Below are 22655 nucleotides of genomic sequence, written 5' to 3'. Positions count from 1 at the left end.
CTGTATTATGAAAAAGTATATTTCTATTCTGATGATATTTGGGCTTCTGTTCAGCTTTCAGAGTTGTGCATCACAAGGTTCATCGGATCCAACAATAGTAAATGCATTAGTGGATTCCCAGGAATTTACTTTCTATGCACAAAAGGCTAATCCAACAAATTATGATGTTATCAATGTGATGAACTCCATGCCTAATTCTACTTCCACCAGAATGTTGAATCTGAACACTGGAGATTATACTATTGAAGTCAATAAGAACACTGTAGATGTTGTGCTTCCATATTTCGGAAGATTATTTACCCCATCTTTTGGAAATACCGATAAAAATGGGTACAGATTTACCTCAAAGGATTTTGTCATTAATAAATCTCAGAACAAAAAAGGAACCTGGACTGTAAAAATCCAGCCTAAGGATGTGAGTACTGTAGAAGAGATCAATATTGAGATCTTTAAAAATGGTAAGGCATTCGTTTCTATGAAAAGCAATGACAGGCAACCAATCACTTATGATGGATATGTTTCTAAAAGTGAAGTGAAACAGGAAAAGGAAAAACTTTAATTTCTGTTTTCACCGGATAAAAATTTTTCAACAAATAATTTTGCTTCAGTACTTGGATTAGAAATCATCTCTGAAGCATTTTTTTTGTGCCATTGATAAGCTTCTTCTACAGCATTACTTTTTTTCATCAAGGATAAAATATATTCCTGAACCCAATATTCAAAGCGTTTTTCTGCCTGTTGGGTACGGATTTCGTCAAACCGCCCAGCTTTCTTTTTCAAATCAATAAATTCAGAGATTTTATCATAGATCTCCTGAAGCCCTTCATTGTGTAATGCAGAACCTAATAACACCGGGATTTTCCATCCTTTTTCTTTTGGCGGAATAAAATCTAACGCTCTTTTTAATTCTAGTCTTGTATTTTTTGCCTTTTGAAAATTATCCTGATCTACTTTATTAATGAAAACAACGTCTACCATTTCCATAATTCCACGTTTTATTCCCTGTAGTTCATCACCACCACCAATGATTTTAAGGAATAGAAAAACGTCAGTAATATCTGCTACCAAAACCTCAGATTGCCCTACTCCAACGGTTTCAATTAAAATATAATCATAACCGGCAGCTTCACAGATCATCATGGTTTCAAAGGTTGTATTGGCTACTCCACCTAAAAACCCTGAACTTGGGGAAGGTCGAATAAACGCATTCTCTTCTTTTGCAAGCTCTTCCATACGGGTTTTATCTCCCAGAATACTTCCTTTATTGATTGAAGAACTGGGATCAATGGCAAGAACAGCCACCTTTTTCCCCTGAGCAATAGCCAATCTACCGAAACTTTCAATAAAAGTAGATTTCCCCGCACCGGGTACTCCAGTTACTCCTACTCTTATGGAGTTCCCCGAGAATGGCATAATTCTTTTCAGAAGGTCTTCCGCCTGTACTCTATGCTCAGCTTTTTTACTTTCAACTAAAGTAATGGCCTTTGCAATCAGACGTTTATTACCTGACTGTATTCCTTCAATAAGTTCTTCTGTAGAAAATTTCATTGATTCAAAATTAATAATTAAAAAGCGAATGGTCAATAGTTCATAGTTAATGACCTCATAAAAGGATGATAACAGAAAATTATGTATTTCATTATTCGCACCATTTCAATTTTTATTTCTTCTAAATTAAAACTACAACACACAGTATCAACGGGTTTCGGAATTGATTACATTTGTTATCTATCAAAATAAGAAACATGAAAAAACTCATTGCTGCGGCATCATTCACTGCGATTCTATTAGTTTCCTGTACTCCTAAAGCTTCAACTTCTGCGGCTACCGCAGGAACTTCAACTTCTACCGCTGAAGAGATTGCCCAGGGAAAAACTATTTTTGAAAACTCTTGTGGAAAATGCCATAAACTGCCTGATCCTACATCTCATAATTCTGTACAATGGGTAGGGATTATGAATGCAATGGCTCCAAAGGCTAAACTAACAGACGAGCAGCACAAATGGGTTTATGATTATATTGTTTCTGTGAAAAAGTAATTCACCCAATAAAATAATAAAGGTATGAAAAAGTTAATCTTAAGCGGTATTGCAGCATCAGCATTTCTGGTATCCTGCGGACCTAAAAGTACGGCTGTAACAGGCCCTAAGTATACCTCATCTGAGCAATTGGCGCAAGGAAAAACCATTTTTGAAAATTCCTGTGCAAAATGCCATAAACTGCCAGAACCTACCAAGCATGACAATCAGGGCTGGATCAACACTTTAAGCAGAATGGCTCCTAAAGCCAAGCTTAGTGATGACCAACATCAAATGGTTTATGACTATCTGATCTCTGCAAATAAAAAATAAGCTTTCATTTGAAAGCTTATTTTTTTGATTATTATGGAAGAAAGAACATTATCTTACAATAAGTTTTTCAGTCTGGGTTTTATCTCCCTGCTGGATATGGACCATAGATCTTGCCAGATATATTCATGATATTCAACGTGGTTATTCCACTTTTTTCCTTGTCCTTGTTTTAGGCATTTTGTTTTGAAGAAGTTTCTCTCTATCTTCCAAAAGGTCAAGTGAACTTCTACAAAAACTAAACTTTCTTGCCTCTTTAAGCTGTTCCAAAGCCTGTTTATATTCTCCTTTTCTTTCCAGTAAAAGAGATTTGCTATTCAGAATTTCTGCTTTATCTATCCCTTTCATTTTTAGAGCATATTCAATGAGTTTTTCTGCTTCTTCATAATCTTCATTGCTCAGAAGGCATTCTATATAATATTTAGGAGTGTTTACATTTCCAATATTGGACTGCATCGCTTCTTCAAAATATTTTTTCCCGGTTTCATAATCTCTCAGAACCTCTGAATAGACTCTTCCCATCAGACAAAGACTGTCTGCATCTTCTGGTTCATAGGAAAGAGCATAGTTCAGGGCGTCCAGACACTCAGACATATTGTAAGGGAAGTAGTCCAAGGCTTCAAAATAGTATTTATTTTTAGTTAAGGTCATTGCTATAATTTTTAAATTTTTGTTTAAGGATATTCCTTTGTTTTTTAAAGGATTTATCCTGATAGTTGCTTTTAAAATCTGTTCCGGAGAATGTACGGACCGGGTTTCCACGTTCTACCTGAAGATGATGGTTCCAGGTTTCTTTCATTCTATCTTCCAATTGTTGAATATAGGTTCCCATTACTTTTTCTTTTAATCTGGTAATGGATAGCTTTTTATTATTCAATTGAGATCGTGTATCCTGTACAAATACGGATTCATTGGTAGGAATATAGGTAGCACGGACAGCCGTATTCACTTTATTGACATTCTGCCCACCACTTCCCTGACTTCTGGCGGTCTGAAATCTAATATCTTTTTCATTGAAATTAGCAGTTTCCAGGTTTTCCAATTCAAAAATACCGATGAACCATTTGCTTCTTTTATGCAGTTTTCTGAATGTACTTTTTCCTTCCCAACAGATGCTTCCCAGCCAGGTTTCTAAAAATTCTTTGATGTTCTTTCCTTTTAAAAGCACGGTTACGGACTTTATCGTCATATTTACATCTCCGTTTTCACGATGAATAATCTCGTAATCTATAGTATTATCTTTTAGTTCTTCCAGGAAGGTTTTTAATACCTTGGATACTACCCATTGGCATTCTAAAGGTCCTCTTCCGGAAGTGATCTGTATTAATTTTTCCATTGTTATTTTGGCATTTTGCTTAATAAGGGATTTCCAACAGGATCTATTCCCTTTTGTAATAATTCTTTTGCAGCCATTACTGCCCAGCATTTATCGCTGGAGTGAATATTTCTGTAGAATGAAAGTAAAAGATCAGGTTTTACCACCGTAAACCCATTGACTTCGATTGTCTCAAGGTCGTTTCTTTCAAAAAAATCGATGGTAATTCTGTGATATTTTCCATTTTCTAATTCTACCGTTTTTTCATAGCGTCTAAAGTTTTCTTCGCTTGGAAGATGGTCGTAACGGGTCCAAACTTTCTGAAACCCTTCCTGTTGAAGAATAATGACCACTTCAGCTACGTTTTCTTTCTTTACAAAGACGTCAATATCCTTATGGTCATGAGCATGCTTGTATTCTGTATGCCCTGTTTCAGACATAAAATGCCATGCCCATCCACCGGATATAATGATTCTATCTTTTAGTTTTTCTACTATTTCGAGTCCTAACCGGATTCTGAATTCCGGCCAGAGCTCTCCATATCTTTTTATATTATGAGGTGCTCCCATTTTTTGTTTTGTGTGGTTTTTATTTGTCATTACTACGCTGAATCTGCAATTTCTGACGAAGGAAGAATCTCTTTTTATACAGCAGGATTCTTCGCTTCGTTTTGAAACTGAATTCAGAATGACTGAATTTATGCCTAGCCCCGATTGCAGCAATTGTCTGAGCTCATTTTTCTTTTTGTAAAAGAAAAATAGCGAGTGCGGAAAGCGGGATTAAGCTCCTAATATTTAACTGGCTATCTGTCCATTCTCACAATTCTTGGCTGGAATGTTCCCAGAATATCTACCAATTCACTTTGTGCATTCATGACTTCATGAATATCTTTATAAGCCATTGGTGCTTCTTCTGTATTTCCGCCCATTAGCGTAACATCTTTAAGCTTTAACTCTTTTTTGATGTCATTCTGAGTGAAAAGACTTCTGCATTCTCCTCTTGAGTGTGCTCTGCCAGCTCCGTGCGAAGCTGAATTCAGTGAATCCGGATTTCCTTTTCCACGGACGATAAATCCTTTGGCAGTCATAGATCCGGGAATCATACCCAATTCATTTTCATTGGCTGGTGTAGCTCCTTTTCTGTGAACGATCACTTCTTTTCCGTTATGGATTTCCTTCCATGCGAAGTTGTGATGGTTTTCGATTCGAGCTTTTACTCTTCCGCCTACTGCTTTTACCAATCTTCTGTGAATATCATCGTGACAGGCTGAAGCATAATCTCCTGCAAGGTTCATAGCTGTCCAGTATTCCAATCCAAGGTGAGTACTTAAGTCTAGCCAGGCAAACTGTTGCGCCTCTTTAGGCAGTGGACATTGTTCTACCGCTACTCTTGAATAGTACTGGGCAATTTCAGCTCCCAATCCTCTTGAGCCACTGTGTGAAAGAATACCAAGGTATTTTCCTTTTGGTAATCCGATTTGTTCATCTTCTTCGGTAATTTCCACTTCTCCAAACTCCACAAAGTGATTTCCTCCTCCTGAAGATCCCATCTGTTTGATGGCTTTTCCTTTTAATCTTCTCAGAATAGGAATCAGATCAAAGGTGTCTCTCTCGAAGATTTCGTGATCTATATGAGATTTGTGAGTCTCATACATTCCAAATTTTGTATGTTCGGCAAGGGCTTTTTCATATTTATCCCTTGCTCCGTTCAGATATGAAACGGGTGTATCCAAAATACTGAGGCTCATTCTGCAACCGATGTCCATTCCTACTCCGTAAGGAATCACTGCATTTTCTACAGCTAAAACACCTCCGATCGGAAGACCATATCCGCTATGAGCATCAGGCATTAATGCACCCTGGACAGAAACCGGAAGTTTCAAAGCTGTGTACAGTTGGTTTTTTGCTTCTTCTGAGATATTATTCCCGAAGATCTGAAAGTCTGCACGCTGCGAATTCAACATCCTTTTTTCTGTTTTTTTGGATGAAAGTAAAGTTTCTGCAATCTGTCCGAAGGTTAAATCTTTTTCGAATTGTTCCGGATGAATCAGAATCTCCTTTAAAAGAGATTTCACATAATGTACATTTTTGGTTGCAAAATTTCTCTTCATTACTTCCAAGGCTACGTTTACACTTTGATTATTTGGATAGCCCAGTTTTAATATATCTTTTCCTTTTAGTTTTAAATTTCCCATTGTTTTTGTTTTTAAATAAAGGACGCATCGTCCAAAAAACTTTCTGCAATCTCTGTTGCAGACATTGTGCAGGTAGTATATTTCCTGCTTTTGATAAGATCAGTATCTTCAGTTTTCGAATCCCATGAGTATGATTTACCATGAATTTTTTTGTTGATAATTCCAGTAACTTTGTACTGTTCTAAATACGCGTCTAATTCTGCCTCCTCTTTTTTCAATTCTGCATCTATAGGCTTGTAATGAGTTATCATATGAGGTCTTGTCCTCAAGGTAAATCTCCACGGTTCCGTAAATTCATAGTAAGTTTCATTGTATTTCCGGAAGGGACAGTATTCTTCCTTTTTCAGGAAATATTGTCTTTCTCTTGGGGTAAGCCCAAATTTTGGACTGATCCAGGAGCATAAAGAAACACGATTGAGCTTCTGCTCTCTTTCTACATATATTCTTCGTCCAAATTTTCTTTTCTTCTTCAAAAATTGGCGGCTTCCAGAATACATGTAGGTATTGATTTTCTTCAAAAGTCCTTCAAAGAACTCTCCATCACTGCTCCGCATGACATCATCTCTTACCACAAAGAATCTTACGAATCCTAATTGATAGGGAGTTGAAAGAGGAACCAATGGAATGTTTTTTCTTATATGCCAGACTTCCTTACTACGTTTATACTTTTTTCTTATCTGTTTTTCTACATCTTTTTTTATTGTTCTTTTTCTGCTTCTCAGGCTTCTCAGCCGGTAAGACAGAAGGTTGTCATTTTCCATGTAAGACACAAGATATCAGATGCAATACCCGAAATATCGGACATGCTCTTACTCTATTTTCTTAATCAACTAAAACATTAGTTGAATGAATTAATAATGATGAACAGGTATAGTTTTAGGGCTAAAACCTCAACTATTTTGTTCTTAAAAAACACTTAAAAAGATTTCGGGGAAACGTGAGTTTGAAATATTGCGCAATAAAAAACCCGAAATCTCTACGACTTCGGGTTTTGATATGTATTGTACTATTTTTCTAAGAGTGTACCAAACCGCGAAGCCTTACCACCATAAGGGGTAATCCAACTGTAGAATTCTGATTAGTTCTGAACATTGCTTCGTTGTTTTTAAATGGTTAAACTTGATTTTCAGGTGCAAATATAGAATTATTTTTTTAATCATCAATTATTTAATTCTTATTTTTGTGAAAAACGAGTTGTATGCATAGATTTTTATTGGCATTACTTCCATTACTTTTCATAGGATGTAAGAAAGAGGAACCTGTAAAAAAAGAAGAGGTGAAAGTAGTAGAGAAAGGTTGTTTTTCTCCTCATTTCATGGAAAAAATCTTGGCGTTGGAGGAAATAAAAGACCAGGCCAAGTTTCTCGAATCAGAGACCAAAGGAAAAGGCAAGATCGGTTTTCTTGTAGACAGTACCAAAGTAAATAACGACTGGGATTATTCTATTTCTGTAGGGTATAACGGTCCGGATCGCTTTGAAACCTATCATATTTTTCAGGCTTCAAGTGATAAATGTAATACGTTAACCGTATTAGAACCTGTATCCGGAGAATATATTTCTATTGAGGAATGGAGAAAGGGTAAAGATGAATCTGCCCCAATGGAATCTTTATTAAAGCAAGGGCTTTACAGCTTACCCATTGAAAGTCTTCCACAGGTAGATGTAAAGTTTATAGAAACTGATTTTGCGGTGGAAGGTTCACAAAAGTACAGCTGTGGAGAGCCTACATTCCGATATTTTCCTTTAACCCGATATAAAAATATTGAACTAATTCTTGTCCCTATGGATTGCGGAGATTTTGATTACCGCTATTATCTGCTTACTGTATTGAATAACAGCATCGTTGGTGAAGCCTACGTAGAAGGCATTTGGTTTGATCCCGGAAAAGACGACAAGAAAGAAGAATTCAGCAGTTATGAAATCAATAAAAGAGGGGAAATTACTGTAACAACGGATCATCAGATTGATGGAAATTCTCAAAAGATAACTAAAGCGTATTATCAGATTATGGATGATGGTAAAATCGTTCAGAAAAAATAAAAAATAAAGGCTGGTTCAATTGTTGAAACAGCCTTTATTTTTTTCACTTGAGGTGAATAATGCTTAGAAAAATAGCATCAATAACTTTTGTCATCCGTTTGATATCCAATGTTTCTAAAGTATCTGTAGATTTGTGATAATTTTTGTTTCTAAAGAAGGACGTATCGGTAATCATGAGTGCTGGAAAATTAAACTTCCAATAATTCAGATGATCGGAATAGTCTACACCGCCAACAAATTTCGGGGCTGGAAATGTTTCTGCTTTTATCTGATTTGAATCTTTGAAATGATCTATAAAGTTTCCTACAAACGGCCCTGCTCCGCTGAACTTTTTTACTAAAGTAATAAAATCACCTTTGTCTCCATAAATCCAGGAAAGAGCACCTATAGGAAAATCCTGAGATCCTTTTTCATCTTTAAAATAACCAATCATTTCTACACTGGCCATTCCATAGACGTTAATGTTGTTATCTTTTAAATATTTTGCATGAACATAGCTGCCCATATTCTCTGTTCTGAAATAAGGTGGTTCTTCTAATGTGTAAGCCACAAGATCCACTCTATATTTGAGTTTTTGATTTTGAAGCACTCTTGCCAGCTCCAGAAGTGCTGTAACTCCGGTAGCATTATCGTCTGCTCCCTGTTGGTCTCCACAAACGTCATAATGAGCTCCTATGATAATTCTTTTGCTGTTTCCCGTACCAAAAGAGCATATTACGTTTTTATAGACCTGTCCATTTACTGTATATTCCTGAAACGCTGTACTATCAGCGTAAGTCATGAAAGTTTGGTGAATATAGTCTGCAACAGTATCTAATTGATCTATATTTTTATGATTCCGGAATTGTGGAGTCTGGGTAAGTGCTACCAGATGTTTTTTAACCTGTACACTATCTGCAGGAACAGGAGAAATTTTTACGGTCCGCACCTCTTTCCCTCCTGAAAAGAGAAATATCATACCTATAAAGAGAAAGCCTACGAAGAAAATCAGCTTTTTCTTCGTAGGCTTTAGTATATTTTTTAAACCCATAGATCTGCTTTTAATTTCTATATGAAAATTAAAGCTTTTTGGGATTAGTTTTCTAAAAATCTTTGCAGGATTTCCACTGCACATTTTGGAAGGTTTGTTCCTGGGCCGAAAATGAAATCTGCCCCATTCGCATAAAGGAATTCATAATCCTGTTGTGGAATAACCCCGCCAACTACGATAGTAATATCATCTGCTCCCAGTTTTTTCAATTCTCCTACTACCTGAGGCACTAATGTTTTGTGTCCGGCAGCCAATGAAGATACTCCCAGAATATGAATATCGTTTTCTACAGCTTGTTTTGCCACTTCTTCCGGTGTTTGGAATAATGGAGCTACGTCAACATCAAATCCCATATCGGCAAATGCGGTTGCTACTACCTTCGCACCTCTGTCATGCCCATCCTGCCCCATTTTAGCCACCATAATTCTTGGGCGACGGCCTTCTTCTTCTTCAAACTTTTGAGTCAGATTAAGGGCTTTTTCAAAATATTCGTTTTTACCGGCATTCATAGCGTATACTCCAGAGATTGTTTTAATGTTGGCTTTATATCTTCCGAAGGTTTCTTCCATGGCATCACTCATTTCGCCAAGTGTCACTCTTCTTCTCGCCGCTTCAATACAAAGTGCCAGCAGGTTTCCTTTTCCTGTTTTTGCACTTTCACGGATTTCATTCAGGATTTCCGTTACTGCTTCAGTATTTCTCTCTGCTTTGATTGTATTTAATCGTTCAATCTGTTTTCTTCGAACTTCTGTATTATCAATATCAAGAATCTCTATGGCATCTTGTTTTAATGAGGATTTGAATGAGTTTACCCCAATGATGAATTCTTCACCACTATCGATCTTAGCCTGCTTTTTAGCAGCCGCTTCTTCAATTCTCATTTTTGGAATTCCCGCTTCAATGGCTTTGGTCATTCCACCTTCCTGTTCCACCTCATCAATATACCTCATCGCTTCTTCAATCATCTGCTGGGTAAGGCTTTCCACAAGGTTACTTCCGCCCATCGGATCTACCACATCACAAATTCTGCTTTCCTGTTGAAGGATAATCTGTGTATTTCTTGCAATTTTAGCTGAGTAATCGGTAGGAAGAGCAATAGCTTCATCCAATGCATTGGTGTGTAACGATTGTGTTCCTCCTAATGCTGAAGATAATGCTTCAATGGCAGTTCTTGTGATGTTATTGAAAGGTTCCTGTTCTGTTAATGACCATCCAGAAGTTTGAGAATGGGTTCTTAATGCTAAAGATTTTGGATTCTTAGCATCAAACTGCTTTAAAAGGTTGGCCCAGATATATCTTGCCGCACGCATTTTAGCAATTTCCATGAAGTGATTCATCCCGATTGCCCAGAAGAATGATAAACGTGGAGCGAAATCATCTACGTTCATCCCTGCTTTGATTCCTGTTCTTACATATTCAAGACCGTCTGCTAGGGTATAAGCCATTTCTAATACCGGAGTAGCTCCTGCTTCCTGCATGTGGTATCCTGAAATGGAAATAGAGTTGAATTTTGGAATGTTCTGCGAAGTATATTCAAAAATATCAGCAATGATCTTCATGGATGGTGCAGGTGGATAAATGTAAGTATTTCTTACCATGAATTCTTTCAGAATATCATTCTGGATAGTTCCTGAAAGCAGTTCCTGTTTTACGCCCTGTTCCTCTGCTGCTACGATATAGAAAGACAGAATGGGAAGTACAGCACCATTCATTGTCATGGAAACGGAAATCTGATCTAACGGAATTTCGTTAAATAGGATCTTCATATCTTCCACTGAATCGATGGCCACACCTGCTTTTCCTACGTCTCCTACTACTCTTGCATGGTCAGAATCATATCCTCTGTGCGTAGCAAGATCAAACGCTACAGAAAGTCCTTTTTGTCCTGCCGCAAGGTTTCTTCTGTAAAAGGCGTTGGATTCTTCAGCTGTGGAGAATCCGGCATACTGACGGATAGTCCATGGCTTTTGAACATACATGGTGGAATACGGTCCTCTCAGGTAAGGTTCAATTCCTGGAGAAGTCTGTGTTAATGATTCATCTTTTACATCCTTTTTTTCATAGGATGACTTAAGTTCTAACCCGTCTTTTTCAAAGTTGTAAATTTCTCTTTCCTGAGGAGATACACTAAAATCGGGCTTTTTCACAGAAATTGTTTTTCGCATTCCAATAATTTTTGTCCCCGTAAAGTTAATTTTTTTGAACGAAACATGAAACTTCTGTTAACATTCAGTTTTTCTGAAGTTTATCTAAAGAAAAAGGCCGGGCAAATGCCCGGCCTCTATACAATTTATTTAATCTTATTATTTTTTAATAAGCTTAGTATTGTAAGTGTTTTTATCATCTTTGATCGTCACAACATACATACCTTTAATTAATGAAGCAACATTAATTCTTCCATCAATTTTACCTTCCTGAACTAATCTTCCGTCAGCAGAGTAAATTTTGTAATCTGCCTTACCTTTAAGGTTTTTCACTTCTACGAAAGTATCTGCAGGGTTAGGATAGATAGAAACTTCTGATGATGACTTCGTACCTCTTACTTCATCTGTTCCTAATGTTTCTGCGATCTTCACTGAGAAATCTCTGAATCCACCAGCAGAAACAATAACTCCTGGACCTGCCGGAACTGAAGGATATCCACATGGTCCTGATGAAGGATTAAAGAATGTACTTGCTACTCTCATTCTAAGCATTTTATCACCTGAGTAAGCGGTATTCGGTACTGTAAACGTTAATGTTCCATCATGATAATCATAACCAGAATCAGGATCATTAACCGGAATGTCACCGCTAGATCCAATTTTCTCAGAATCTTCAAAAACACCGTTTCTGTTATAGTCAATCCATACTTCAATAAAGTCATCATAACCCGCTGCATTTCCTAAGTTTCTGTATGTAATTGTATATTGTGTTCCTTTTGTTAGGTTCACCAACCTAGTTGCATCCTCACTGAAGTCAAGATAAGTTCTAGCTACTCCTGCAATACTTGTTTGCGAATAATTTAAGTTAGCTAATCCAAAGCTAATTAATCCACTGTAATAATATCCGTTCATGTTATTTCCTCCTGTTGTCATTAAACAGTAATCATAACCTGTTCTTAACCCTTTTGTTTTAAAGGTATAGTTTGAAGAATATGTTCCTGGAACACTGTTTACAACAGCTGCTACCTGTGCTTCATAATTAGTTTCATCTTCAAGATTAGCTAATGTTACAGAGCTTGTATTACTTGTGGTATTTTGCCAGTTTGTTTCCCCTACTTTTCTGTAGTTAATTAAATATGTAGCCCCTGGGAAGTTATTCCAAGATAATCTCGCTGAGCTTTTTAAAACTTCTGTATCTAGTGCAAAAACACCTGTAGGTGCTGCAGAAGAAGATGTTGGAGCTGTTTCAACTTTCAACGTAGGAGATACTGCATAGAATACATTTCCTACAGCAGAAATTCTTAACTTAATATTTCCTGTTAATCCTGCTGGCATCTGCCCTGTGAAGCTTCCTGTATTAGGTGTAGAAGCTACAAGTTCTGTCCATGATGCACCATTTGCAAGATCTGTAGTATATTCAATTTTAACGTTTGTTGTATTGTAAGGAGCTGTATTTGTATTGGCTACATCCCATAAAATAGTGTTGGCTGCATTATTATAAAGTGATGTAGAACCTGTAATACCAGTAAACTTAAATGGACCGTCATTACCTACTGTAACTGTTGTTTCTAGAGATGAAAGCATTGGTCTCTGCGCATTTGTATCTCTTGCAGTAACAGCATAATGAAGTACTCTAGGAACATATGAAACGGTTTCCCATGTTGCTTTGTTAGTAAGCTTACCTTCCATTACAAGAGGTAAACTAGGGAAATATCTTTTTCCACTTGCTGTACCTGTAAAAGATCTAGCAATAGAACCTTCTGTAATGAATCCCCAACCGCTATCTCCAGAGATAGAAGCCTTGCTGCTTGCAGTATCATATTGCTCCCAAGTATAGTTAATCGGATCACCTTGTGCATCAGTGGCTGATGCTTCTAAATAATAAGCCGTTCCTTTAGGAATAGTATATGCTGTAAGAGCTGAAATAACTGGAGCATTATTATTTGTGATGGTTTCTGTAGTTCCACATGTTGTTTTCGCATCCAGATTATTTAGAATCTGATTAATGGAAGAATAATGGAAGTAAGCATTAGAATTAGCCTGTAGGTTATCCTGTGTAATTCCGGCATAAGCCATAATGGTAGTACCTCCACCTGGTTCAATATTAACTCCTGATCCCTCAGAAGCATGAGAGAATGTATGATTTCCTCCTAATTGATGCCCCATTTCATGAGCTACATAATCAATATCAAAAGCATCCCCAAAAGGTTTTCCATTGGCAGGAGAAGTATATCCTGAACCTTTAGCTTTAGCAGTGGTACTGGCAGGGTCCGTACAGATACAACCAATACATCCTGCATTTCCTCCACCTCCTGTGGCACCAAATAAATGACCTATATCATAGTTTGCATTAGTTACCTGGGTAGTAAGAGTTTGTTGAAGCTGTACATTCCAGTTCCCCATTTGTGCTGCCGCCGAATAAGGATCTGTAGCTGCATTGGTATAAATGATTCCAGGGAAGTTCTGAACAAGAAGTTTAATACCAAAATCTTTTTCGAAAACACCATTTACTCTACTCATCGTATTGTTGATGGCTGTAAGTGCCACTGCTTTCTTTTCATCCTCAGTTGTGGCAACAGGTGCTCCCGGCTGAGATAAGAAATACTGTGTATATTCTCCTGTTACAGAAAGTGCTAATCTATATGTTCTAAATTTTGTACTTGCTGGTCTATTTGCAATTCCTACATTAGAAAGATTTTTTTTTCCAAATGCTTCTAATGCTTTAATGTCCAATCCTTTTTCATCTGTTGAACATTCAAAACCATGGAGTCCTTCTGTTCTTTTTGTTTTATAGAAAACACCATAAGTTTGTTTATCTGTAGAGATTGGCTCTATAAACTGAAATACTCCGTCTTTAATAATCATAGACTGCATTTCAGTTGGAGAAGTACTGAATCTCACATATTTAGATGGATCATCTACTCCAACTCCCATATAAGAACCTAATTGATATCTATCTGCTAAAGATTTTTCCATCACAGGCTCACTGTACACTGCAAATTGTTCAATTTTTCCCTCCGCCGTAGGTAAAGAAATAATAACAGCCTGAGCTCCTTTCCCTGTCTCTACAGCATTTTTCAATGTATTTCTAAGAGACTGAAGATCCATTCTATAAGAATACTGAACCTCTACCTCTCTTCTAATGTCAGACGTTTTTTGTGAGGCTGGCGTCCACCTCTGTGCATTAAAGCTAGACAGCCCCGCTGCCAATGCACAAACTAGTAAAATTCTTTTTTTCATAATCACTTAATTAATCTAAGATTAATAAACTTTAAATATCCGCGATAAAAATAAGAATTATAAATATAATTTCACATAAAAAAACGACTAACTTTTAACAAATTAGCCGCTATGTTGAGTATTTTACTTTTAATATCTATTTTTTTATTCCCATCTCATATAAAGCAAATGATATCAAATCTGCATTTTCACCAATTACCTGATCTGTTGATCTTCCGGCACCGTGCCCTGCATTTTTCTCAATTCTTAACAAAATAGGGTTCTTGCAAGCCTGCTTTTCCTGAAGTTCTGCTCCAAACTTAAAAGAGTGAGCCGGAACTACTCTGTCATCATGGTCACTGGTAATGATCATTGTAGACGGATAACATGTTTTTGTTTTTACGTTGTGTACCGGAGAATATGATTTCAGATATTCAAACATTTCTTTGTTGTCTTCTGCAGTTCCGTAGTCATAAGACCATCCAGCTCCAGCTGTAAACTTGTTATATCTTAGCATATCTAATACTCCAACTCCTGGGAATGCTACTCTTGCTAAGTCTGGGCGTAAAGTCATGGTTGCCCCAACTAATAACCCTCCGTTTGATCTTCCAGAAAGTGCCATATATTCTTTTGATGTATAGCCTTTGCTCTGTAGGTATTCTCCTGCTGCGATAAAGTCTTCAAAAACGTTTCTTTTCTGCATTTTTGTTCCCGCATCATGCCATTTTTTTCCATATTCACCACCACCACGGATGTTTGGAACAGCATAGATACCCCCATTTTCCATCCAGATTGCATTTACTACTGAGAAAGATGGCTGTAAGCTGATATTGAAACCTCCGTAAGAGTATAGAATGGTAGGATTTTTCCCATCAAGCTTCGTTCCTTTTTTATAGTTAATCATCATAGGAACCTTTGTTCCGTCTTTGGACGTGTAAAATACCTGCTCAGAAACGTAATCATCCGGATTGAACTTCACTTTAGGCTTCTGATATACTTCAGATTTCCCTGAATCTACGTTGAATTTATAGGTAGTTCCCGGTGTAATATAGTTGCTGAAAGAATAATACAATTCTTTCTCTTTTTCTTTTCCTCCAAAACCTGAAATATTTCCTTTGCCAGGAAGTGTAATTTCTCTGATCAGTTTTCCGGTTTTATCATATTGCTTTACCTGATCTATAGCATCAACCATATAAGTAGCAAAGAAATATCCGCCTCCTGTAGAGATTCCTAATACATTTTCTGTTTGTGGAATAACATCTTTCCATGTTTCCGGAGCGGGATTGCTGATGGTTGTTTTTACAAGACGCATATTAGGAGCATCTTTATCTGTAGAAATGAAAAGTTCATCTCCCTGAGTATCTACAATGTTAGCATTGATATCAAATCCTTTGTTAATCTGTACAAAGTCTCCCCCTTTTTTCAAATCTTTGATAAACAACTCGTTTCCATTCGTAGCGTTGGCTGCTGAAATAATTAAATATCTCTGATCGTCTGAAACACTAGCGCCCAGATATCTTCTTGGAGTTTTTTCTCCACCGAAGATCAGTTTATCTTCAGACTGCTTTGTTCCCAGCTTGTGAAAATACACTTTATGCTTATCCGTCATTCCGGAAAGGACAGTACCTTCTTTCGGTTTGTCGTAGCTTGAATAGTAGAAACCTTCGTCTCCCTGCCATGAAATCCCACTGAATTTCACATCTACTAAAGTCTCATCAATCTGTTTTTTGTTAACAGCATCAATGATGATGATCTTATTCCAGTCACTTCCGCCTTCAGAAATAGAATATGCGGCAAGCGTTCCCTTTTTGTTGAAAGAAAGGTTAGATAAGGAAGTGGTTCCTTTTTCTGAGAATTTATTAGGATCTAAAAATACTTCTGTAGCCTTAGTCTTATTATTTGTTCTGTATAAAACAGACTGTGCCTGCAATCCATCATTTTTAGAATAATATGTATATTCTCCTTCTTTGAAAGGTGCTGAAATTTTCTCATAATTCCAGATATCTTTCAATTGATTTTTAATTTTATCCCTGAATGGAATTTTTGAAAGATAATTCTGGCTGTACGCTACTTCTTCATCTACCCACTTTTTGGTAGCCTCAGAATCATTTTCAAGATCTCTGTACGGATCAGAAACTGCAGTTCCAAAATAGGTATCGGTTTGAGCTCCCTTTAATGCTTTTGGATAATTCATTGTTTGAGAATAAAAAGATGCTGAAAACAGAACTCCAGCAGTTAATAACATAGGTTTAAAATTCATACTGAACGGTTTTCTCAAAAATACATAAAGTAAGTGAAATAAAAAAAGCCCCAATTTTCGGGACTTTTAATTATTTAAATGATTATTAATCAATTGTTCTCTACTTACAAACTGTCAAAATAGAAATCGGTAAGATTGGTAACAATTTGATCCGGACTTCCGTTCCAGTAGTATATTTTATCGCCTTCTTTTAATTCATATAAACTGAATTCCTGATCTGTGGTGATTGTTTTATCAGCATTGCTAAAATTCTGAGTCAATTGAAGTAAATATTTTTTCAGATCATCAGCTTTTATTTTTTTTGGCTCTACATTTGGATGAGGCGTTGGAGTGGTTGGTATCTTAAAGCTTACCGTATATTTCACCTCAGCTATTTTCTGATCTTCTATATATTCATTCTGAACTACGTTAATATTTTTAATAGTAAGCTTAGCATTCCTGAAATTGGTAAATACAACTTTGAAATAATCTTCAGCTTCTTTCTGACAGGCTGAAGCAGCTGCCTTAGGAAATACTGAAAGGAAGTTTTCTGCACTTGATTTTACCATTTCATCTGTGTTTTCTTTAAAGTTGATCTCAAAAGCATCTTTTCCTTCAACGGTAGGTCTCAGATAGTCATTCAGTTTAAGGCGGGTGGCTTCATCATTATTCAGGAAAGACCCAAAGAAAAGCTCAAATACTTCTTTCGGTTTCTTTACTTCTGTTTGTGCTGTAAGCTGCTGTCCCATCATCGTCAGTAACAGCAAAAAAATAATTTTGTAGTTTTTCATAGTTAATATTTTGAATGTATTGTTCTGGTTAAAAGAAAAGCCCCTGAAAAAATCAGAGGCTTTATTTTATTTTTTGAAACTTTTAGTAGTTTTCTTCTTCTCCCTTCATTTTTTCTGCATTCTCTGCCATAATTACGGCATCAATCATTTCAGAAATATCTCCATTCATGTAAGCATCCAGATTATACATCGATTTGTTGATTCTGTGATCTGTTACTCTTCCCTGTGGATAGTTATATGTTTTGATTTTTGCAGAACGGTCACCTGTAGAAACCATAGATTTACGCTGTGCTGCAATATCTCCCTGTACTTTCTGTAATTCGATATCGTATAGCTTAGTTCTTAGCATTTCCATTGCCAACTCACGGTTAGCCAGCTGAGAACGAGCCTGTTGACAAACAACTACCATCCCTGAAGGTTTGTGAGTTAACTGTACTTTAGTTTCAACCTTGTTTACGTTCTGACCTCCGGCACCTCCTGAACGGGAAGTCTGCATTTCAATATCAGCCGGGTTTAATTCAAAGTCTACTTCTTCTGCTTCCGGTAAAACGGCTATCGTAATAGCAGATGTATGAACTCTTCCCTGAGATTCTGTTTCAGGTACACGTTGTACACGGTGAACTCCGGATTCGAATTTCATCACTCCGTACACACCTTCTCCTTCCACCTTCATGATCAATTCCTTGTATCCTTTTGCAGCTTCATTGGAATCTGTTACTTCATGTCTCCATCCTTTCGTTTTGAAATACATGGTATACATTCTGTATACATCTTCCACGAAGATTGCAGCTTCATCACCTCCGGTTCCGGCACGTAATTCAACGATAACGTTTTTGTCATCTGCAGGATCTTTAGGAATCAAAAGAACTTTAAGCTCTTCTTCTAATCCGGGAAGTTTAGATTGAGCTTCTAATTTTTCTTCTTTTGCAAGATCTACAAGATCTCTGTCTGAGCCATCAGCAATAATTTCGTCAGATTCTTCAATGCTGTCTAAAGCACCTTTGTACTGATCGTAAACTCTTACAATTTTACCCAAATCGCTATATTCTTTGTTCAAAGAAGAATATCTTTTTTGGTCTGAAATGACATCAGGCTGTATAATAAGGTCTGCAACCTCATTATATCTTTGTTTTATAGCTTCTAATTTTGGAATTAATGATTTAGACATTGTCGAATTTTTGTGGGTGCAAAGATAAGAATTATTAATTCAAAATTAAAGTATAAATTTTTGAGCATTAGGGTTCAAGGGAACAAAACGCTAAAAAGATCCGTTTACAAATTGCCCTATCCGCTTTTTTATGTTTTCAATATTCCTTTTAATCTCCCTTGGAAAGTCTTCTGTCTATCCAATATAAAATAAGTCCTACCGCAATAATTCCCAGCCCTATTAAACTTTCTTTAGGGTTATGAATAAAGGTAAAGTACAGAATATAAATACTAAAGAGTAAGAAAACTGTCGGGAAAATATAAAAGGCGTTGGATTTAAAAATTTTTCTATCCTTCTTTTTAAGAAAATACACGGTTGAAATCGCTAAACTTGCAAATAACTGAAGGATAAATGCGGTATACACAAAGATTTCCTTGAAACTTCCTGTTAAAATAATGATCGTTGCGATAACCGCATGAGCAAAGATGGCTCTTACCGGAATTCCTTTTTTATTTCCTACAGAAAGCTGTTTCCAGATGCGGGTATCTTTTGCAAAAGCCTGTGTAAGTCTTGATCCTACCCAGAGATATCCACTAATTGTTGCAATCAGTTGTAATGCGATAAAAATATTCACAATTTTTCCGAAAGAAAGTCCCAGCATATTTACGGCAGCTTCTCCCATTACATCTTCTTTTCCTGCCAATTGATCTACCGGAGCATGTTTCAGCATGATGTAATTCACAAGAATATAGCTTATGGTCACAAAAACGGTTCCTATAATCAGTGATTTAGGAAGATTTTTTTGAACATCTTTTATTTCCCCCGCAATATAAGACGCTGAATTCCATCCGGTATAGGAATAGGTAACAAAAACCAATGAGGTTGCAAAGGCAGGAAGCATAATCTCATTCTGCCAGCTGTCACTGAAGTTTAAGCTGTTTCCAATTTGGGGAGAATCTGATAATCCAACTCCCAGAATCACCAGTACAATGATAAAAGCAATCTTGATAAACGTGAAAAAGTTATGAAAACGGCTTGAAGTCTTTAAACTGAATGATAGCGTTATAGCCACCAAAAATATGGCTGCAATCGCAAAACCATTTCCAAAGGAATAATCAAATACGGAAAGATATTTCGACATGGCCAATGCTGCCAACGCAACAGGCGAAGAAAACCCGATAATCAGGGAAACCCAGCTTATCAGATAACCAAATAAAGGATGATAGGTTTCTTTAAGATAAATAAAATCACCACCGTTTCCTTTAAAATGGGATCCTAATTCCGCATAGCAAAAGGCACCAAACAGTGCCAGAATTCCTCCGATTACCCATAACAGGAAAATACTGTAGGTATTGGTAATATCGGATAACTGAAATCCCAGGGTTGTAAAAATCCCCGTTCCTATCATATTGGAAACTACGATGGCTGCGGCTGTTTTCCAGCCGATCTGATGTGAAGCAGTACTCATTTACTCATTAAAAATTAAAATTAAGCCTTCCGAAGAAATAGCTTCCCAATGTTCCCATCTGAACCGGCGCATATTTAAATACTCCATAATATGAATTTTTATAGCTCTGAAGATCCGGGAAAACATCAAATACGTTGTTGGCTCCTACTGTAAAGTTGATATTTTTTGTGATATCATATCCTACACTAACATCAGTAATCACTTTTGGAGAAAATTCCTGAACTTCTCCGAAAGGGTAACCGTCTCTTATTACTTTACCAAAATAGGTATTTCTCACGAGAAAATTGAATTTACCTATTCCATACGTTAGCCCCAATGAAGCTTTTGTTTTAGGAGAAAGGGTTTCAATAATGTTGATCTGATCCGGGCCAAAGAATTCATTTTGTGGAGTTCCAAGGTTTTCCGGGAAGTGAAAATCTGTAATTTTTGTTTCGGTATAATTTCCGGCAAGGTTAATATTTAAGCTTCCGCCAGCCAGCTTCCAATCATAGGAAACGACTACATCTAATCCTTTTGTTTCGGTATCAATGGCATTGGCAAAGAATCTGCCGCTTTCCACTGCATTTCCTTCTCCTACCACTTTAGGATCAGACAATCTTGAATCCGTGATATTGCTGGTAATGACAATTCTGTCTTTCACTTTAATGATATATCCATCTACCGTAATAAAGAGTCCTTTAATGGGCTGTAGGGTAAATCCTGCGCTTCCATTAACTGAGGTTTCCTGCTTTAATTTATCAAATCCCAGAACTTGTGCGGCCTGGCTATCGTTATTGAAGATTCCTTTCCTAACAATTCCGGAACCGGAAGTAGAAATATCAGCAAAAGAGTTGTTAAAATACTGTTGCTGAAGGGATGGTGCTCTGAACCCTGTTCCAACTGCTGCTCTTATAGCGTAATTTTTTACAAATTCATATCTCACGGCAAGTTTTCCGTTCAGGGTACTTCCAAAATCCGAGTAGTTTTCAAATCTGGCAGCGGCATCAATATTCAGTTTTTTATCCAAATCATAGGAAATATCAGCATATACCGCTGTAGAATGTCTGTCTTTTTTCAAAGCATTATCCGGTGAAAAACCAATGAAGGATTGCGAACCTCCAGCTCCTATCACTTTAGAATCTTTTGTTGCCACATTTCCATTCTCATCATATTGAGTGTAAGAAGCCTCATCTCCTGCTTTGATCTGATATTGTTCAAACCTGAATTCTCCTCCGAATGCAATATTGAAGTTCTTTATCTTTTTCGAAACATCAAGATTCACTGTATTTTGCAAGAAGCTATGCGCTCCTGCATAAAAACGGGTTGGTGATTTGATCCCCAGAGAGGCATTATTGGTATTGCTTACGTTATAATTGAAGGTATTGCTTCCAAAAGTATTACTAAGATCAATCAACCAATCGTTTACATTATATTTTGCTCCTACTGCATAGGAAATATCATAAATCTGAGAATTCAGAACGGCCTGAAAACCGTTAGGATAAATTGCTTTCACAATATTAAAGTCTTCATTAGGAAGTCTTCTGAAGCCGTATCCTTTTCCTTCTTTAATGCTGAAACCTCCAAAAGAATAGAATTTAAAATGATCATTCAAAGGATATTCTGAATTGAAAAACAATTGTCCCTGTCTGATCTGTGCATCTCCAATCTGGAAATTGAAATCATCTCTCGTTAATCCTCTTTCTTTAATCTTCGCGTCATCCGCATCCCTGGCAGCTTGTATAGCTTCAGCATCACCAGCAAATTCATAAGCGAAATTATTCCCGAAAATATCAAGATTATGATTTTGAGTTCTCGTTGTTTTTCCTCTGTGGCTTAGTTGTAATGAAAGATTGATAAATCCGTCATTTTTACCCAAAGAAGTTCCATAGTTTACACCTGCCTGATAAGTATCTCCATCATTTCTTCCACTTAATCCATAGGTTAAACTTGCAGAAGCACCTGCATTCTTTTTTAAAATAATATTGATAACCCCGGCAATAGCATCGGACCCGTATTGTGCAGCCGCACCATCTCTTAATACTTCAATTTTTTCTATGGCAATAACAGGAATGGTACTTAAATCTGTTCCTACAGATCCATTTCCTACTGTATTCTGATAATTAACCAGTGAAGTGGTATGTCTTCTTTTCCCATTAAGCAGTACTAAAACCTGATCCGGACCCATTCCTCTTAACGTTACAGGATCAATATGCTCTGTTCCATCAGACGCGGATTGTCTTACAGCATTGAAGGAAGGAATAACATAGTTCAGAAGGTCCTGAGCCGTCATTTGTGGAGACGATCTTTGAACTTTATCGATATTGATAACATCCACAGGCACCGGAGTTTCCAGCTTTGTTCTTTTAACGTTACGGTTTCCGACGATGATGATGTCTTCGATTTGTTTTCCTTTTTCTTCCTGCTCCTGAGCAGCAACTAAAATTGTTCCCAGTAATAATACAGCTGTACTTAATTTTTTCATCTTTGTTCTTGCCAATTAATAATATTCTTCCGCAGATCGTTCTGCAGATACACAAGACTTCAAGAAATGGAATTCATATAAGAAATATTGACTTCACTTATCTCCCCCATCGGGTTGGAATTAGCACCTTTACACTTCTGGAATTGTGTTGGTTGCTAAGGTTTCATTGGGCCAAATCCCTCCACCTTTCTTGATAAATCTAGTGCAAAGGTAGACTTATTTTTCAAATATGCAAAAAGAGACTCATTCCTTTGAAGA

Annotated in this window: 18 protein-coding genes and 1 riboswitch; of the genes, 4 read left to right on the top strand and 14 right to left on the bottom strand. The window is 36.9% G+C overall.

What is annotated here, in order from left to right; genetic code table 11:
• Positions 1 to 7: 7 nt before the first annotated feature.
• Complete coding sequence (locus BLS98_RS20555) at positions 8 to 559, top strand: DUF4251 domain-containing protein (RefSeq protein WP_089738987.1); 552 nt, start codon at positions 8 to 10, stop codon at positions 557 to 559.
• Here BLS98_RS20555 and meaB read toward each other — a convergent pair.
• On the bottom strand, positions 556 to 1548 hold the full coding sequence (meaB, locus tag BLS98_RS20550; protein WP_089738985.1) for a methylmalonyl Co-A mutase-associated GTPase MeaB: 993 nt from the start codon (positions 1546 to 1548) through the stop codon (positions 556 to 558). The two genes, BLS98_RS20555 and meaB, sit on opposite strands and share 4 nt — an antisense overlap.
• A gap of 197 nt (positions 1549 to 1745) precedes the next feature.
• Between meaB and BLS98_RS20545 the strand changes: the two genes are divergently transcribed.
• The gene (locus BLS98_RS20545) at positions 1746 to 2039 is read left to right on the top strand and encodes a c-type cytochrome (protein ID WP_066693231.1); all 294 of its coding nucleotides are present in this window, start codon (positions 1746 to 1748) and stop codon (positions 2037 to 2039) included.
• A gap of 24 nt (positions 2040 to 2063) precedes the next feature.
• Entirely contained in the window at positions 2064 to 2351 is a 288-nt protein-coding gene (locus tag BLS98_RS20540) for a c-type cytochrome (protein WP_089738983.1), read from the top strand.
• A gap of 141 nt (positions 2352 to 2492) precedes the next feature.
• Here BLS98_RS20540 and BLS98_RS20535 read toward each other — a convergent pair whose 3' ends face one another.
• The 5 genes from BLS98_RS20535 to BLS98_RS20515 form a co-directional block, all read right to left on the bottom strand.
• Positions 2493 to 2999, bottom strand: coding sequence for a tetratricopeptide repeat protein (locus tag BLS98_RS20535; RefSeq protein ID WP_089738981.1), 507 nt, complete (start codon positions 2997 to 2999; stop codon positions 2493 to 2495).
• Positions 2986 to 3684 carry a peptide chain release factor H gene (prfH, locus tag BLS98_RS20530; RefSeq protein WP_089738979.1) on the bottom strand — a complete coding sequence of 233 codons (699 nt, stop codon included), beginning with the start codon at positions 3682 to 3684 and terminating at the stop codon, positions 2986 to 2988. The genes BLS98_RS20535 and prfH overlap by 14 nt, the downstream gene beginning before the upstream one ends.
• 2 nt (positions 3685 to 3686) lie before the next feature.
• Positions 3687 to 4262, bottom strand: coding sequence for a nucleotidyltransferase family protein (locus BLS98_RS20525; RefSeq protein WP_228425108.1), 576 nt, complete (start codon positions 4260 to 4262; stop codon positions 3687 to 3689).
• 203 nt (positions 4263 to 4465) lie between these two features.
• Positions 4466 to 5857 (bottom strand): RtcB family protein, encoded by a 1392-nt coding sequence (locus BLS98_RS20520; protein WP_089738977.1) that lies wholly within the window; start codon positions 5855 to 5857, stop codon positions 4466 to 4468.
• Between the two features lie 11 nt (positions 5858 to 5868).
• Positions 5869 to 6618, bottom strand: a complete 750-nt coding sequence (locus tag BLS98_RS20515; protein WP_089738975.1) for a hypothetical protein — start codon at positions 6616 to 6618, stop codon at positions 5869 to 5871.
• A gap of 437 nt (positions 6619 to 7055) precedes the next feature.
• Here BLS98_RS20515 and BLS98_RS20510 point away from each other — a divergent pair, with 437 nt between their 5' ends.
• Positions 7056 to 7898 (top strand): hypothetical protein, encoded by an 843-nt coding sequence (locus BLS98_RS20510; protein WP_089738973.1) that lies wholly within the window; start codon positions 7056 to 7058, stop codon positions 7896 to 7898.
• A 43-nt stretch (positions 7899 to 7941) separates the two neighbouring features.
• Here BLS98_RS20510 and BLS98_RS20505 read toward each other — a convergent pair whose 3' ends face one another.
• From BLS98_RS20505 to BLS98_RS20470, 8 genes are all read right to left on the bottom strand, one after another.
• Positions 7942 to 8928, bottom strand: coding sequence for a M28 family peptidase (locus BLS98_RS20505; RefSeq protein ID WP_228425111.1), 987 nt, complete (start codon positions 8926 to 8928; stop codon positions 7942 to 7944).
• 44 nt (positions 8929 to 8972) lie between these two features.
• Positions 8973 to 11093, bottom strand: a complete 2121-nt coding sequence (gene scpA / locus BLS98_RS20500; protein ID WP_089738971.1) for a methylmalonyl-CoA mutase — start codon at positions 11091 to 11093, stop codon at positions 8973 to 8975.
• A gap of 138 nt (positions 11094 to 11231) precedes the next feature.
• Positions 11232 to 14312 (bottom strand): reprolysin-like metallopeptidase, encoded by a 3081-nt coding sequence (locus BLS98_RS20495; RefSeq protein ID WP_089738969.1) that lies wholly within the window; start codon positions 14310 to 14312, stop codon positions 11232 to 11234.
• A gap of 136 nt (positions 14313 to 14448) precedes the next feature.
• Complete coding sequence (locus BLS98_RS20490; RefSeq protein WP_089738967.1) at positions 14449 to 16551, bottom strand: prolyl oligopeptidase family serine peptidase; 2103 nt, start codon at positions 16549 to 16551, stop codon at positions 14449 to 14451.
• Positions 16552 to 16655: 104 nt separating this feature from the next.
• The gene (locus BLS98_RS20485) at positions 16656 to 17321 is read right to left on the bottom strand and encodes a hypothetical protein (protein ID WP_089738965.1); all 666 of its coding nucleotides are present in this window, start codon (positions 17319 to 17321) and stop codon (positions 16656 to 16658) included.
• A gap of 82 nt (positions 17322 to 17403) precedes the next feature.
• A complete protein-coding gene (gene prfA, locus BLS98_RS20480; RefSeq protein WP_089738963.1) occupies positions 17404 to 18489 on the bottom strand; it encodes a peptide chain release factor 1 in 1086 nt (361 codons plus the stop codon).
• 148 nt (positions 18490 to 18637) lie between these two features.
• Entirely contained in the window at positions 18638 to 19936 is a 1299-nt protein-coding gene (locus BLS98_RS20475) for an APC family permease (RefSeq protein WP_089738961.1), read from the bottom strand.
• A gap of 7 nt (positions 19937 to 19943) precedes the next feature.
• Complete coding sequence (locus BLS98_RS20470; protein WP_089738959.1) at positions 19944 to 22397, bottom strand: TonB-dependent receptor plug domain-containing protein; 2454 nt, start codon at positions 22395 to 22397, stop codon at positions 19944 to 19946.
• 94 nt (positions 22398 to 22491) lie between these two features.
• Positions 22492 to 22597, bottom strand: a riboswitch (SAM riboswitch).
• Positions 22598 to 22655 lie beyond the last annotated feature (58 nt).

The sequence above is a fragment of the Chryseobacterium jejuense genome, from assembly GCF_900100075.1.
In the GTDB taxonomy this organism is placed as follows: domain Bacteria; phylum Bacteroidota; class Bacteroidia; order Flavobacteriales; family Weeksellaceae; genus Chryseobacterium; species Chryseobacterium jejuense.
Note: the sequence above shows the minus strand (reverse complement) of the source record. Positions and strands in the feature narration are given on the sequence as shown.

Excerpts from the sequence above, each read along its gene's own strand:
- BLS98_RS20515 (WP_089738975.1), bottom strand. The coding sequence starts at position 6,618 with ATGGAAAATGACAACCTTCTGTCTTACCGGCTGAGAAGCCTGAGAAGC.
- BLS98_RS20545 (WP_066693231.1), top strand. The coding sequence starts at position 1,746 with ATGAAAAAACTCATTGCTGCGGCATCATTCACTGCGATTCTATTAGTT.
- BLS98_RS20470 (WP_089738959.1), bottom strand. The coding sequence starts at position 22,397 with ATGAAAAAATTAAGTACAGCTGTATTATTACTGGGAACAATTTTAGTT.
- BLS98_RS20540 (WP_089738983.1), top strand. The coding sequence starts at position 2,064 with ATGAAAAAGTTAATCTTAAGCGGTATTGCAGCATCAGCATTTCTGGTA.
- BLS98_RS20525 (WP_228425108.1), bottom strand. The coding sequence starts at position 4,262 with ATGACAAATAAAAACCACACAAAACAAAAAATGGGAGCACCTCATAAT.
- scpA (WP_089738971.1), bottom strand. The coding sequence starts at position 11,093 with ATGCGAAAAACAATTTCTGTGAAAAAGCCCGATTTTAGTGTATCTCCT.
- meaB (WP_089738985.1), bottom strand. The coding sequence starts at position 1,548 with ATGAAATTTTCTACAGAAGAACTTATTGAAGGAATACAGTCAGGTAAT.
- BLS98_RS20535 (WP_089738981.1), bottom strand. The coding sequence starts at position 2,999 with ATGACCTTAACTAAAAATAAATACTATTTTGAAGCCTTGGACTACTTC.
- BLS98_RS20490 (WP_089738967.1), bottom strand. The coding sequence starts at position 16,551 with ATGAATTTTAAACCTATGTTATTAACTGCTGGAGTTCTGTTTTCAGCA.
- BLS98_RS20505 (WP_228425111.1), bottom strand. The coding sequence starts at position 8,928 with ATGGGTTTAAAAAATATACTAAAGCCTACGAAGAAAAAGCTGATTTTC.
- prfA (WP_089738963.1), bottom strand. The coding sequence starts at position 18,489 with ATGTCTAAATCATTAATTCCAAAATTAGAAGCTATAAAACAAAGATAT.
- BLS98_RS20485 (WP_089738965.1), bottom strand. The coding sequence starts at position 17,321 with ATGAAAAACTACAAAATTATTTTTTTGCTGTTACTGACGATGATGGGA.
- BLS98_RS20475 (WP_089738961.1), bottom strand. The coding sequence starts at position 19,936 with ATGAGTACTGCTTCACATCAGATCGGCTGGAAAACAGCCGCAGCCATC.
- BLS98_RS20555 (WP_089738987.1), top strand. The coding sequence starts at position 8 with ATGAAAAAGTATATTTCTATTCTGATGATATTTGGGCTTCTGTTCAGC.
- BLS98_RS20495 (WP_089738969.1), bottom strand. The coding sequence starts at position 14,312 with ATGAAAAAAAGAATTTTACTAGTTTGTGCATTGGCAGCGGGGCTGTCT.
- prfH (WP_089738979.1), bottom strand. The coding sequence starts at position 3,684 with ATGGAAAAATTAATACAGATCACTTCCGGAAGAGGACCTTTAGAATGC.
- BLS98_RS20520 (WP_089738977.1), bottom strand. The coding sequence starts at position 5,857 with ATGGGAAATTTAAAACTAAAAGGAAAAGATATATTAAAACTGGGCTAT.
- BLS98_RS20510 (WP_089738973.1), top strand. The coding sequence starts at position 7,056 with ATGCATAGATTTTTATTGGCATTACTTCCATTACTTTTCATAGGATGT.